Source organism: Chryseobacterium sp. YIM B08800, assembly GCF_026163565.1.
Lineage (GTDB): Bacteria > Bacteroidota > Bacteroidia > Flavobacteriales > Weeksellaceae > Chryseobacterium.
Map to the genome: position 1 here is coordinate 13,566 of NZ_JAPDKN010000033.1, position 14,976 is coordinate 28,541.

General features: G+C 33.3%; 12 protein-coding genes. 9 read left to right on the forward strand and 3 right to left on the reverse strand.

Annotated features, from left to right (window positions below; genetic code table 11):
* Positions 1 to 93 precede the first annotated feature (93 nt).
* From OEW74_RS13200 to OEW74_RS13230, 7 genes are all read left to right on the forward strand, one after another.
* Positions 94 to 4,173 carry a hypothetical protein gene (locus tag OEW74_RS13200; protein ID WP_265428920.1) on the forward strand — a complete coding sequence of 1,360 codons (4,080 nt, stop codon included), beginning with the start codon at positions 94 to 96 and terminating at the stop codon, positions 4,171 to 4,173.
* 115 nt (positions 4,174 to 4,288) lie between these two features.
* A complete protein-coding gene (locus OEW74_RS13205) occupies positions 4,289 to 6,370 on the forward strand; it encodes a hypothetical protein (RefSeq protein ID WP_265428921.1) in 2,082 nt (693 codons plus the stop codon).
* A 5-nt stretch (positions 6,371 to 6,375) separates the two neighbouring features.
* Positions 6,376 to 6,846 (forward strand): SMI1/KNR4 family protein, encoded by a 471-nt coding sequence (locus OEW74_RS13210; RefSeq protein ID WP_210148609.1) that lies wholly within the window; start codon positions 6,376 to 6,378, stop codon positions 6,844 to 6,846.
* Between the two features lie 373 nt (positions 6,847 to 7,219).
* Positions 7,220 to 8,140, forward strand: coding sequence for a helix-turn-helix transcriptional regulator (locus OEW74_RS13215; RefSeq protein ID WP_265428922.1), 921 nt, complete (start codon positions 7,220 to 7,222; stop codon positions 8,138 to 8,140).
* Positions 8,141 to 8,255: 115 nt separating this feature from the next.
* Complete coding sequence (locus OEW74_RS13220) at positions 8,256 to 8,801, forward strand: energy transducer TonB (RefSeq protein ID WP_265428923.1); 546 nt, start codon at positions 8,256 to 8,258, stop codon at positions 8,799 to 8,801.
* Between the two features lie 57 nt (positions 8,802 to 8,858).
* Positions 8,859 to 9,410: a hypothetical protein gene (locus OEW74_RS13225; RefSeq protein WP_265428924.1), complete on the forward strand. Its 552-nt coding sequence runs from the start codon at positions 8,859 to 8,861 to the stop codon at positions 9,408 to 9,410.
* 99 nt (positions 9,411 to 9,509) lie between these two features.
* A complete protein-coding gene (locus OEW74_RS13230; protein ID WP_265428925.1) occupies positions 9,510 to 9,941 on the forward strand; it encodes a nucleoside deaminase in 432 nt (143 codons plus the stop codon).
* Positions 9,942 to 10,005: 64 nt separating this feature from the next.
* Here OEW74_RS13230 and OEW74_RS13235 read toward each other — a convergent pair whose 3' ends face one another.
* Positions 10,006 to 10,764 carry a type III pantothenate kinase gene (locus OEW74_RS13235; RefSeq protein WP_265428926.1) on the reverse strand — a complete coding sequence of 253 codons (759 nt, stop codon included), beginning with the start codon at positions 10,762 to 10,764 and terminating at the stop codon, positions 10,006 to 10,008.
* A gap of 162 nt (positions 10,765 to 10,926) precedes the next feature.
* Here OEW74_RS13235 and OEW74_RS13240 point away from each other — a divergent pair, with 162 nt between their 5' ends.
* Entirely contained in the window at positions 10,927 to 11,760 is an 834-nt protein-coding gene (locus OEW74_RS13240) for a M23 family metallopeptidase (RefSeq protein WP_265428927.1), read from the forward strand.
* A gap of 155 nt (positions 11,761 to 11,915) precedes the next feature.
* Here the strand turns inward: OEW74_RS13240 and prfA are convergent, their stop codons facing one another.
* Positions 11,916 to 13,001 (reverse strand): peptide chain release factor 1, encoded by a 1,086-nt coding sequence (prfA, locus tag OEW74_RS13245; protein WP_265428928.1) that lies wholly within the window; start codon positions 12,999 to 13,001, stop codon positions 11,916 to 11,918.
* A gap of 113 nt (positions 13,002 to 13,114) precedes the next feature.
* Positions 13,115 to 13,879: a hypothetical protein gene (locus OEW74_RS13250; RefSeq protein WP_265428929.1), complete on the reverse strand. Its 765-nt coding sequence runs from the start codon at positions 13,877 to 13,879 to the stop codon at positions 13,115 to 13,117.
* Positions 13,880 to 13,943: 64 nt separating this feature from the next.
* Here OEW74_RS13250 and OEW74_RS13255 point away from each other — a divergent pair, with 64 nt between their 5' ends.
* Complete coding sequence (locus tag OEW74_RS13255) at positions 13,944 to 14,939, forward strand: hypothetical protein (protein ID WP_265428930.1); 996 nt, start codon at positions 13,944 to 13,946, stop codon at positions 14,937 to 14,939.
* The last annotated feature ends 37 nt before the right edge of the window (positions 14,940 to 14,976 follow it).

A 14,976-nucleotide genomic window follows, 5' to 3' on the forward strand; every position in this document is an offset into this window, starting at 1 on the left:
TACACCACTTAAAAAAATAAGGCTGTTTCGGAAAGAATTCTACTAAAAAGAGCTTTCCAAAATTTTAATCTTAAAAACCAAAACAATTTTAAAATGTCAACAAACTTAAACACAAATAACTCTTCGCAAACGCTATTCAGATTTGCGGCAATGAGAAATCCGGAATTATCAGACCCGAAAAATAAAGAAAGAAGATTTATCTTCAGAAGCAAACAGGCAAAAGCATCAAGTAAAATCGATCCTTTAGTAAATTCCACAACAAGCTTACAGGCTGTTTTTAAAAACCCTGGAGCAATTAGTGGATTTACGGTACATTCTGAAGATTCTTTAAAAACTCTTTATCCTAAATTTTACGATTTTGCAGTTTGGGTCGCAAGAAATAAATCTACGGCAACAAAAGGAGATTTTGACAAACAGATTGCCCTTTGCAAAACATTCGGAGCTTTAACTGTAGATTATGTTCTTTGGGATAACCTTACGTATCAGGTAGTCACTCAAAAAGATTTTTATGCAAAAGAACTGGTTATGCAACTTCTTCATTTGGCGCATATACTTGAAAACTACGATCAGTCTGAAGAAGCTTTTGAAGATATGAAAAAAGCAAAAGTAGTTTTACCAAAAGAACTATTTAAAGTATCTTCTACAGATTCTAACGGAACATCAGCATCTTCTACAACGCAGAAAGTTATGTTCGATGATAAAGCAATGAAATTTGCAGAAGCTACGGTTATCCTTAAAGAAAATGAAAACCTTACAAACTCTTTATTAAAATTAGAAAAAGCGTACAAAAAAAACTATGACAAAACTTACAAGGACGCTTATACCCAATATGAAAAAGAGGTAAAACCTATTATTGACTCCGTTCGAAAAGATTCGGCTGAAGCAGATAGAAAAAGATCAATTCTGGAAAACAGAATCAACTATCTTACCCAACTAAGCGTTGCCAATCCTGAAAAATTCTACGAAAACAGTGAACTCGATATGGAACTTCATCGTATCAAAGATGAAATCATGCAGATTAAAACTCCAGATGTAGAAATGCCGGAATTTGATTTCAAATTTGAAACGCCGGAAATTGATGCAGCACAATTAGGCAGAACTTTAAAATCACAAGATCAAAACGCATTAAATAGATTATTTGGAACATCTACAATTATAGATGCTTTAGCTGAAATAACGTCATTTGAAGAATTGAATCAGCACATCACTCAAAATAATCAGGTTTTACAGCAAACAGTATTGAATAATACAGTTCTTAATCAACAGGTTTCTGCCACAGTGGGAGGTGTTGTAATCCCCGTAAATAATAATTTTGCTACTACAGGATATATCCCTTTCAGCGTAAAAACTTACGGACGAAGCTCAACAGAATGGAGCATAATTTTAGCTTTAAATAGCAATATTGAAATCGCTTCAGCAAAATATAAGACGTTTGTGAAAGATATAGAAATTTCATCAACAAGCTTATCTTCTCTGGGTGGAGGATCTTATCTATTGTTTGATGTGCCTAGAATCCCCACTTCTAAAACTTACCAAGTTGAAGAATTTGTTGTAGAAGGAGAATTGACATCAAAAGATGGAATTACTTATCGTTTCAATGTTAAATTAGTTATTGATCCGGATAATTTAGACAGAATTACTAAACAATACGCCTTCAGAGGAGCCGATGGATGTATGCCTGTTGATCCGCCAAAACCGGAAACACCGGAAAATCCAGAAAACCCTCCATATAATCCTTCTGAAACATCTTCTTTCATTCCTTCAGGATTTGGAATGAAAAATATTGGTGTCGCAGATTATTTAAAAGTAGAACAAAGTACATATTGCTATGTAGAAGGAGACGTTGCGCACATCGAAAACATCATGGCTCGTGAATATAAAGAACGTTCTACCAGAAGATTAAAACGAAGTGAATCTCAAACCACAAAGTCTACAGAATCTGAAAAAGAAAAGCTTACAGATACAACGACTACCGAAAGACATGAAATGCAGAGTGAGATTTCTAAAATCTTGCAGGAGTCTAGAGATTCTGCAATACAAGCTGGAGCTTATGCAAATTGGGGAGCTGGAAAATCAACAAATTTCGGAATTACAGCCAATGCAAACTTTGCCACACACAACTCCAAAGAAGAAAGCAACCGACAAGCGGTTACAGAAGCTAAAGACATTACAGCAAGAGCTTTAGACAGAATTGTAACCAAAGTAAAAGAAGAGCGTATTGATAAAGTTTTAGAAGAATACGAAGAAAACAATAAGCACGGCTTCGACAACACCAAAGGAAGCAGTCACGTAGTAGGAGTTTACAGATGGGTCGATAAAGTCGTAAAAAACCAAATCTACAATTACGGTAAACGTATGATGTTTGAGTTTATGATCCCTGAACCTGCTAAGCTTCATACTTTAGGGTTAAAAATGATTGATGAATCTGAAAAATTGGTAAAACCTGTTGATCCGAGAACTTCATCAACCAATAAAATGGAAAATTTTATGTCATTAGATGGTCCTATTGGTGAAACAGTTTTAAAGTTTTGGTCGAGTAAATATAATGTTGAAATTGATCAAAAACCAGAAAATGAAATTAGAGTAACTAAAGCACTAAGCGTATCTAACTCAGAAGCTCCAAGTGAAATGAGTGCAAAATCAGACTCTATAGATATTCCAGAAGGATATTTAGCAAGTGGTGGCTGGGTAAATGCTGTTCATTTTTTCCACCCCTCTAAATATGAATGGACTCACATTGTAGTTACAGTTGGAGATGTAACTAAGGGAATAGCATCAGCACAATCTCATTTATACATAAATGAAGGCTTTACTTTTCAGAAAAAATATACTCAAAAAGTAGCCTTTGCATTTGAAAGTGCCGATACCGCAGGTGTTACAGTTAATGTATCATTAGATTGTTTTCTTTCTAATGAAGTTAAAAACTCTTGGCTACAATCCACCTTCAACAAAATCATCGAAGCTTACGAAGTAGAATTAGAAAAATACAATCAAGCTTTAGCAGAAGCAAAAGCTTTAGGAGTACAAATCAAAGGTTCAAATCCTGGTTTCTACAGAAAGATTGAGAATACAATTTTAAGAAGAAACTGTATTTCTTATATGATTAATCAAGATCCTACAGCTGCTCTCACTTTTGGTAAAAACAAATATTATAAAACCGATAATGCTGATGAAAGCTTTACTAATACAGAGATTAGGTTAGATCCTAGTTTAGATCAGTATGCCGCTTTTGTGAAGTTTATGGAACAGGCTTTCGAATGGGATATCATGAGCTACTATTTCTATCCTTACTATTGGGGTAACAGAGAAAAATGGGAAAATATGTACCAGTTTGATGATAACGATCCTACCTTCAGAGCATTTATGCAGTCGGGAATGGCGAGAGTAATTGTTACTGTAAGACCAGGCTTTGAAGAAGCTGTAAGACATTTCCTTGCAACCGGACAAATCTGGAACGGTGGTGAAGTTCCTGTAATCGACGACCCATTATTCTTATCAATTGTAGACGAAATGCGTTCTGCATTAGGTAAAAAACAAGGCGAACCGTGGAGAGAAAAAATCCCTACTTCACTAACAATTCTTCAGGCAGATTCTATCGGTTTGAGAGTAGAAAAAGCTTTGCCTTGCAATTGTGAACCGGGAGTAAAATTTGACGATCAGTTAGGTGAAATGTGCGGAAGTAATTTTGAACTGAACAATAATCAGATTGGTCAGTCTGCAGATAAATGGATGGAAATCAGTTATAATGAAATGGATGATATTTCTTTTACAACGATTCAAGATTTTAAAGATGCAGGTGTATATCCTAAAACATACAACTGCCTCGGAAATACATTTGAAATAGATGACATTCCTGAATCTGAATCTTCAATAAAGCTTTACAAGCGCATCGCTGAAGAACTTTCACAAATTGAAGGTGTAGAAGCCTATCCTACCGGAGAAAACGGAATCACCTTTAAAGTAAATGCAAGACTGATCAAAAACTTTGATTTTGCTGACGTAAATGCAGAACCTGAAAAGAAATTTGCTTTTACTACCGATGCAGACACTTATCTGAAAGTTACTTTGCCAAAATTAGATTTCGGGCTTCCAAGAATTCTGGATAAAGCTGAACAACCGCTTTCTGCAGAAGAATATGAAAACCAAGCTCCTTTTTCTAAGTTTTTAGTGTAAGCTTTTTTAAACTATAAAACACATGTGTTTGGCAGCACGCTTCTGTGCTGCCTTATATTCTCATGGGTTTGAAAAAGAAATTTAATAAAATGTTTAATAACTAAAAACGCAGGAAATGGAAAAATTTGATGACTTATTTGGAGATTTATCCGAATACAAAATACTTACTTTTGAAGAGATAACCCAAGGTTTTGAAGGAAACAAAAATCCTTTACAAAATATCTCAATTAATTCTTTTGAAGACAGATCTAATGAGTATTCTTTAAAATCGCCATTTAGAGAAAATAGTTTATTTTATAAAAAATTAATCAATAAAATAATATATACGTTTGACTCAGTTCCTTTGTGGAGATATAGAGTAGAAAACTCAACAAAAGGGACAGAACTCATTTCAAATTATACAAGATATGATGAAACTATTGATTCATCAAAAGGCAAATATGACGAGGAAACTGACTTTATTATCTACATAGAAGAACAAAATTCTGTTAATGGTTATATAATCGATATAAATACTGTCTGTCTGATAAAAATGAGTCAGGCAATGATAAATGAATACAATGAAACTATTAAAAGAAATGCAGACTCTACAATTTTAGAAGACTGGAGCAATATTATAATACAAGAGCAGAAAGAAAAAAATAATATAACTTTTACAAAAGAAAAATTATTAGAAGCATTTAAACTGGAAATTGCCTACAGACCGTTAAAAAAATTCTCAGTGGGAGACAAAAAATATACTTCTGGCGAACTAACAGATGCTTTTCTAGACGGAATATCAAGTGCTTTCAGAACATTAAAATTCGAAGAAGAAAGTTGGGATTATTCGCTTAAATCAGAAAATTATTTATTTAAAAATCCTGAAAAAGCAATTGTTTTTATACAAAATAGAATTTCAACATCTGTTGGTTTACTGCAAAAATTAGAAGGTTATTTTTATGCACTAGAACATATATTTTCTTTTGATAAAATGCTTCTAAAAACGCTTAGAATACTTACCAGTCTTCAAAAAAACAATTTATTATTAATAAAATCTTTATTAGAAGTAACGAAAGAATTTTCGCGAAATTATTTCGCTTTTATTTGTGGGATTTGGGATGGTATTATAGAGTTTATTACGGGTTTTATAGACATTATTTTACTAATGTTTAAATTCTATTTTCATGCAGAAGAATTGAACGAAGAAGATGAAATAACTTACTTAAAGTTAAAAGAAACTATTGAAGAATTTACTGAGAATTATATAAAAGATCCTGACTTTATAAGCAAAGCAATTGGTGAAGGAATTGTTAATTATGCTGAAGTAAGATACTCTGAAAATCAAAATGGGTATAAAATTTCACATAGTATGGGTGAAGACCTTATTATAGTAATGGATATTATTTTCTCAATTGTAGAAGTAGTAAAATCTTTTGCAGATGCTGGTAAAATTCTACCTAAGTTGGAAAGATGGATTGATAACGCTTTAGAAAGAAATCCTACTCTGGAGCGCAAACTTGAAGACATTCGTAAACCTAAAGAACCACTAGAAGAGCCTATTAGAGAAAAGCAAATAGAAGAAGTAGTTGTAGAGCCTAAAAAGAAACTTACAGGACTTCAAAAGAAGCGATTAAAAAATATTGAAATTGAATACAACAGGAGACGATTAGCAATGAATAAGCGACGTTTAAAGCAAAATTGGAAAACTTTTTTTGAAGTTTCAGAACTGTCTAATCATCGTTTACAATTCTTGGCAAACCTTCGTAAAGGTGCATTAGAATATTCTAATATAGCTACTTTAAAAGTAAAAGTAGTTTTGAAAAATGGAGAAGAGCATTTTTTTGAATATCTTGCACATTCTGGACCAGGAAACAAAATAAAAAACAGCACACCAGCACCCGCTCAATCTGGCAACAAGAAAATGTTTTGGGATGTAGAAGAAAATAGGTTCAGATGGTTTGACAGTGAGAATAAAATGCTCGTACAGATGGACGAAGATTTAGTAAGATTGGATATGAATGGAGCAAAAGTGGAAATAACTCTTGAGAGTACCTATGAGCCTTGCATTATTTGTAAACGCGAGTTAGATTTACGTAGAAATTGGTATAAAGCAAAAGTAAAAGTACAACATCCTTATATTTTAGATAAAAGTAATAAAATCAAAGGAGTTAAGGGGCATGATCAGTTAGAAATGATATTAAAAAATGTTAAAAAATAATCGTTATGGATATACAATATTTAAAAGTTATGAAAAATAATCCATTAGTTGGTGAAGAAGAAAATGAAGGGATTACAAAACAACAAATTACAGAAATGGAAGCATTCGCAAATCATAAGTTTCCTGATGCTTATCGTGAGTTTTTATATTTGGGAGGTCATAATAATAATGTGACACAATTTTCAGACTCTTCTAGTTATCTTTTCTATCAGAAGCTGAGAAAATCTGTAAATCTTGTATTACAAGAAGACGATTTTAAAATAGAAAAGGACTTTTGGGTAGTTGCAGCTTTAGATGGTGGTCAACAGTTTGATTTTTTCTTTTATGATGAAGGTGAGAATCCACCGATATATTATTATTGTTCATATTTGGGAGAGTTTGATGATAATATATCCGGTGAAGGCCCTGGAATTAAGAAAATTAGCGATTCTTTTACAAAATATGTAGAAAAGAGAATTAAAGCTCATAAGTCTTAAATTAATAACCTAGCAGTCCCCCCGCTGCCGCATTCTATGATAAAAACCAAATAAACTTTGTTAAAACTATGATACAAATTTGTAGGTATTTACAAAAGCTTCGTTTCTGGCAATGACGGCGAATGCTCGACTTATAATTTTACACTTTACATTATTTATAATCAGGAGGGAATGTTTTTCTTCCTGTTTTTTTCTCTCATAGTAAGTGCATAAAATGTTGCCTCCACTTCCAAAAGATTCTATCGTGTAGCTTTTTTAATTACAACCACTCATCATCAAAAAAACAAGTTCAAAAAAACTTTTCAAGAAAAAATAAAACACGACACCATTTGTCGTATTTACCGCATATATTTGTCTTAGAAAACTATACGAAATGAAAAAAGATTTTTACCTTACGAGATATGCTTTGATTATTAAGAAATTAGAGAGCGCACCGGCTACGTATTCGCAGATGGAAGACTATCTTTTGAATTCCTTCGAATTTCAGGATGCGGGAATTAAGAGCTACTCAATGCGTACTTTGCAAAGGGATATTCGTGAGATTTCAGATCTTTTTAATCTTTCTATTCACAATAAAAAGAAAGGTGACAATCGGTATTATATTGAAAGTCGCCCAATGATGGAAGTCGATGAATACAACCAAAAATTACTCGAATCTTTTCAGGTAAGTAATGCATTAAACAATCATCCCGATTTTGCCAATTTTATCTTTTTTGAAAGCAGAAAACCTACCGGAGTTGAGCATTTTTATGATCTTTTCTTTGCCATTAGAAACAAAAGAATTGTATTGTTTGAACATTACAATTATAAAAACAAACTGATGACTTCCCGAAAAGTTCATCCTTTAGCGTTGAAAGAATCTAAAGACCGATGGTATCTGATTGCGATTGACACCAAAGATAAAGCGTTGAAATCTTTCGGTTTAGACAGGATCAATTATCTGGATGTTTCTCCACAAAAATTCAGGGAAAAATATAAATACAACTTTAGAGAACATTTCAAAAATGCTTTTGGAGTGATGAATCTTACCGAGCAAAACCCTCAAAAAATTGTATTGAAATGCAGCCGACACCAAGGAGAATACATCAGAAGTTTCCCTTTACACCAATCTCAGAAAGAAACGAAAGAAACTCCTGAAGACATTTATTTTGAGTTTTTCCTCCATCCTACTTACGATTTTATGCAGGAAATTTTATCGTACGGAAAAGAAGTAAGAGTTCTTGAACCTATAAATTTAGTTGAAGACATCAAAAAACATTTACAGGAATCGCTAAACAGTTATCTGAAAGAGTAGAATTTTGCATCTTTTTGATTACATTTACATAAATAATCATGTATTGAAAGCTTTATATCTTCTCTTTATACTCATCTCAACATTTTGTTTTTCCCAACAAACCGAGGAATTCAAAATGGTGAAAAATTATTATAATCAGCACAGAACAATGCTGAATACCGAGTTTAAGAAAAAGTTTGATGCCGAAAAAAATCCTTTGCATAAAGTTGCTGTAAAAAATGACTTTCTTTTTTTTATGAAAAAAATGGACAGCATTGAAAATGTAGCCCTCATCGCAGCTTTGCTTAAAGTAAAAAACCTTGAAGATTTAAAAAAAATTAATTCCAAAACAGCTCTGTTATCTCAACAGGATTTTCCAAAGTTGATTGAAAGAACAGCAGATTATCCCGGCGGAATAAATGCTTTACGAAAAGAAGTTGCACAGCTTTTTTATGGAGATGGTGTTTTTTCTGAAACTGGAAATTTAAAAACCAACGTAGCATTTATTGTTGAAAAAGACGGAACAATCAGCAATGTAAAAGCCGAGGGTGATAATTTCACTTTTAACCGACAGGCAGAAATTGCATTGTACTCTGTTTCTGAAAAATTTTCCCCGGCCTACACCAACGGAAATCCTGTAAGGTACCGCTTCAGACTGCCTTTAGTACTCAATTTTGACTAAAATATAATTTTATCACCAAATGTTGTTTTATTATTTATCTTTGGCAAAAAAAGCTATATGAATAAAATTCTACTGGGATTATCTTTAATTCTCGGAACCTTTGCAGCACAGGCTCAGAAAAACACAGAAAAGCAAAGAAAAAATGACATCCTCGCCGATCCTATTTTATTGATCGCAGTACCTTTAGCCAACGTTTCTTACGAAAGATTAATTTCCGAAAACAAAGGTATTGGTATTAATGCAATGATCAATTTAGACCGTAACGATGACAGGTTTACACAGTTTTCAGCATTTTACAGAATGTATTTTGGTAAAAAATATGCTTCGGGATTTTTCCTTGAAGGTTTTATACCAGTTACTACTGAAACGAATGACATTTATTCTTATAATTATGATGATGTTAACGGATATTTCTATACTTCTTCTGTAAGAAAAAATAATTTTACAACGGTAGGTATTGGTTTTGGAGTCGGAGGAAAATGGGTCATGAAAAATAATCTTGTTATTGAAGCAAGTGGGGGTATTGCAAGAAGATTTGGCGACAGAGATAAACATTATTTTGAGGAAGTTACAGGGAAAATAATGGGCGGAATCGGTTATCGATTTTAAATTTCCAAAAAAAAACAAAAAATTTAAAGTCTCTTTTGCGGTTAAAAAAAACCACGTACCAATATTGAAAAGCTTAGTTTTGTACTAAGCTTTTATTTTATGTTTACAGACGAATATTTTATGAGAATGGCTTTTCAGGAAGCCCAGATTGCATTAGAAAAAGATGAGGTTCCTATTGGATGTGTCATTGTTGCCAACAATCGTGTGATTGCAAGAGCTCATAATCTTACCGAAACATTAAACGATGTAACAGCACATGCCGAAATGCAAGCAATCACTTCAGCAGCCAATTATTTGGGCGGAAAATATTTGATCAACTGTACTTTGTATGTGACTTTAGAACCTTGTGTAATGTGTTCCGGAGCACTTTCCTGGTCACAGATTTCAAAAGTGGTAATTGGTGCAAGAGACGAACAGCGTGGTTTTATCAATAAAAATTTAAGCCTTCATCCCAAGACAGAAATTGTTTCAGGAGTTATGGAAAACGAATGCTCTACGATTGTAAAAGAGTTTTTTAAATCTAAGAGATAGGTTAAGGTTGAGGCTAAGATTGAGGTTGATAAATTCTTGCTCTAAACCTTAGCCTCAAGCTCATTTATAAATCTTTTCCAAGGAAATAAAGTCCTTTCAAGGTGTGAAGTCGGTCTGCGATATGAATTTTCTCTGTTAGAGGCTTGTAAACATGAGAAACTCCACCAGTTGCGATGACAAAGCACTCATCATTCACTTCGTTGTTTATTCTGTCGATAAAACCTTCTACCATTCCGAGAAAACCGTAAACCATTCCGCTTTGCATACAGGTAATCGTATCTAAACCTAAAACAGATTTTGGCTTTACCAGTTCAATTTCGGGAAGCTGAGCGGTCTGACTGATGAGAGAATTTAAAGAAGTTACAATTCCGGGAGCGATAATTACCCCTAAAGTTTCACCATCTTCAGCAACACAGCTTGCAGTAAGCGCCGTACCGAAATCTAAAACTATTTTTTTTCTTCCGGGATACATATTGTGGGCTGCAACCAGATTCGCATAAATATCGGTTCCCATCTGTTTAGATTTTGCAACAACTTCAGAAGGTGTTGTTCTATCAACCATTACAGGAGCAATCCCGTGAATTTTTCTGATCGCAGAAGTTATTTCTCTCGTTAATTGCGGTACTACCGAACCTATAATTACTTTCTTAATATCTTTAGGATCAATTTTATAGGTTTGGTATAAAATCAACATCTGACCATGCAATTCGTCTGCGGTACGGTAAGGCTTTGTATTGATTATCCATGAAATATCACAGTTGTCATCATCAAAAAGACCAAATCTGATATTGCTGTTCCCAACATTGATTACGATAGAATTCATTGACATATTTTTCAGTCGGAAACTCATCAAAATCTATTAACGAAAGATGAATGCCCTTATTAATTTTTCAGAAGTAAAAATAATACTTTTCATTAAAATAAGCTTTTAAAATCAATGAAAATGGTCTATACTTGTAATGGATTTATTTCAAAACAAGCACGTATGAAAAATATTTTTGCATTTATTCTTATTATTCAGGCTGTAGCTGTAATGGCTCAGAAAAACATAAAAATGTATCCGGAAAGAAACGGCGACTCTATTACCTACTATGCAGACAATCTCGAAATTTATCCTGTCTCTTTGGTTTTTAGAGGTCAACCTGAAGTAAATAATATGAAAAAGCCTGAGCTTTTTAAAACGACACAAGTAATTCCTGCAAAAACCACAAAAATGAGAATAGCCTATTTTGTGGTGAATGACAACCAAAAAGCTTGGGGTGTAAAAAAAATGCCTGGTTATTATAGCTATATTGGAGACATCACCATAAAAAATTACGACAAAAACTACGTCTACGATTTACCATTTGCCAAAGGAAAAGCTTTTTGGATACATCAAGGATATAATGGAACGTTTTCTCATCAGAACGAAAATTCTTTAGATTTCATCATGCCGGAAGGAACTGAAATTTTATCATCAAGAGAAGGTTTGGTTATTGATGTTGTACAAAAAAATAATCAGGGTTGCCCAACCAGAAACTGTGCTCCTTATGGAAATTACGTTTCTATTTTGCATTCGGATGGAACGATTGCACAGTATTATCATTTACAGCAAAACGGAGCAAAAGTAAATATTGGTGATACCGTAACGAAAGGTCAAGTAATTGGACTAAGCGGAAATACGGGTTGGAGCAGCGGTCCGCATTTACATTTTGTCACCTATTTACCAAGTGCAACAGGTGATAAGAACAGGGTTACCGTAAAAACACTTTTTAAAACCGGATACGGGGATAAAACTGAGTATTTGGAAGAGAAAAAATCGTATTCGAGAGCGTATTAGATTTCGTTTTTACTTAAACAAGTCTGGTTAGATTTAAAATGTTGATAGGATTTCATCCTATCCTTTAATAGGTCGTCCCTTTGGGACTTTTTAGAGATTTCCAAACAAAAAAAGCTTCCGATGACTCAGAAGCTTTGTATTTGTTAAGAAGAAATTTAATAATTATCTTCTTCTCCTTTCATTTTTTCGGCGTTTTCAGCCATGATTACAGAGTCTATCATTTCAGCAATGTCCCCATTCATGTACGCATCAAGATTGTACATTGATTTGTTGATTCTGTGATCGGTAACTCTTCCTTGCGGATAATTGTAAGTTTTAATTTTTGCAGAACGGTCACCTGTAGAAACCATAGATTTACGTTGTGCTGCAATGTCACCCTGTACTTTTTGCAACTCAATGTCGTAAAGTTTTGTTCTCAACATTTCCATTGCCAATTCACGGTTAGCCAACTGCGAACGAGCCTGCTGACAAACAACCACCATTCCTGAAGGTTTGTGCGTTAACTGTACTTTTGTTTCAACCTTGTTTACGTTCTGACCTCCTGCTCCACCTGAACGCGAAGTCTGCATTTCGATATCTGCAGGATTTAGTTCAAAATCTACTTCTTCAGCTTCCGGTAAAACCGCAATAGTGATTGCCGAAGTGTGAACTCTTCCCTGAGATTCGGTTTCAGGAACACGTTGTACACGGTGAACTCCAGATTCGAACTTCATAATTCCGTAAACACCCTCGCCTTCCACTTTCATAATCAATTCTTTGTAGCCTTTCGCAGCTTCATTTGAATCGGTTACTTCGTGTCTCCAGCCTTTCGTCTTAAAATACATGGTGTACATTCTGTAGACATCTTCCACGAAAATTGCAGCTTCATCTCCACCGGTTCCGGCACGAAGCTCAACAATAACGTTTTTATCGTCTGCAGGATCTTTAGGAATCAAAAGAACCTTAAGCTCTTCTTCAAATCCCGGGATTTTCTCTAAAGCTTCGTTTTTTTCGATTTTTGCCAATTCTACAAAATCTTTATCTGAACCATCTGCAATGATTTCATCAGATTCTTCGATGGTATCTAAAGCTCCTTTATATAGATCGTAAACTCTTACAATTTTCCCCAAATCACTATATTCTTTGTTTAAAGAAGAATATCTTTTCTGGTCTGAAATGACATCAGGTTGAATAATAAGATCGGCAACCTCATTATATCTCTGCTTTATCGCTTCTAATTTTGGAATTAATGATTTAGACATATTAAAAATTTAGTTTGCAAAGATACGGAATTGACAACGAAGAACAAAAGCCCATTTTCATGAGCTTTGATTTATATTTTATTTTGGATTAAAAAAAGAATTTTCGCAGTAGATTACTTATCAAATTCCATTTGTTTATTGCTTTTTTTGATGTCTTCTTTTAAATCTTCTTTACTTTCCATCACATCTTTTATGTTTCTGATAACAAAATACTGTGGGCTCATTACCGCATATAATTTGAATAAAGTTGCGGGAATAACTTTTGTTTTATAGGTAAGATTTCCAGATACAGTAACGCTTTCTGAAGATCTTGTTTGTACCGTTTCCGGGAAATCCTGATTAAGACCAAAATCCCAGTCTTTTTCGATAAACTTAACTTGTTTATAATACTTCATAAAATTTCCTCTATCTCCTAATCTTTTATTCATATCAAGCGCTTTTTTAAGTTTTGCGTCTGAAATATTTTCTAAAGAATCTGTTTTAGAATAATAAATCATACTGTCTATCACTACAAAATGATGCCCTGCTGTGAAATCTAAATTGGCATTATAATTTGAAGAAAACTCGGTATCTGAACCATAAGGTTGGCTCATTACCACAAAATCTTCATTATTAAGATTTAAAATTCCTCCTTTACTTGATATTACCTGTTTAAATTCTTTTCCGTTATTAAGTTTAAAAGTATGACCTCCTTCTGTGATAGTAATTGAGGTACTTGTAGAATCTTCAGAAAGTTTAAACTTAAATTTATCATCAACCAGCAATGTTCCTTTCTGTGTTGCGGGGTCATAGCTTACATCAACCGCAACCGAAGCTTTATGACAGGAAATCATCGTTATTGCTAAAATTAGTAACTGAATAGTAGTTTTGAATTTCATAAGGTTATTTTTTTTATAAACATAGCTAAAAATTTTTATATTGCGACACTAATAATATTGAACCATGAGTATTGTTTTCGGACACAACAACTTTGTCATTAAGAGGTTATCGCCAAAAGAACTGGGATTGGAAAATAATCCTGAGATGAAAAATGCGGAGATACAGCTTATTCAGAAATATGTGCATCTTTATTTTATTCCGGTTTTCCCAATTGGGCAAGAGTGGATTTTAAGAAAAGACGGAAAATCTTATCATCTGATTAATAATTTGCAACATCAGCTTCTTTATAAATACCCATCAAGAGTTCATATTGGAGCTTTTGCTCTTCCGATTATTCTGATTTTGGGAGTTTTGGGTTACACTGGTTATGAAAAAATTTCACAATATCAATCAGAAAGAAGATATGCTGCAGAAATAGAAAACAAAGCTGTATTATTAACCAAACAGCTTGATTCTATAGACAATAAAAACAGTGTGATTATGTCTTTTGAAAACGATAATTATAGTGAAGACAATTATGCCGTTTTAAAAAGAGAAGGTGACAAATTTTTATTACAAAAAGTGAATGAAGAAACTGAGATGAATATTCCTCATTCTATCAGCTATTATCTTGCTTCTAAAGATGAAGAAAATACCAATGACAGCATTTGGGTAACCAAACAGGAAATTAAAAACAGTATTGCATCAAAAAGCCCGTTTTCAAAAAAAATGATTAATGCTTTGGGAAAAAAATTAATGCTATCTGATGTTTATATTATTAAAGATGCCTATTTTAAAGAAGATACACCGGAAGAAGCAAAAAGCTCATTATACAGCGAGTATATAAATTACGGTAAAAATTCGGTAATTGACAGCCTTGTCCCGTCCAACAAATCTGAAGACTGGAAACTTTCAAAAACAAAAGCAGTTAACTTCAAGGATAGATTTGCCATAAAAACAGGAAGCAGAAATTCTGCAATTCTTTATTATCATACTGTCCCAGATAATAGTAAACATAGCGTAAAAATTACGAATCATACTATTGAAAATAAGGAAGACCAATATTCTTACAATTATTAAAAGATCAAAGCTCATGCAAACACATGAGCTTTGATTT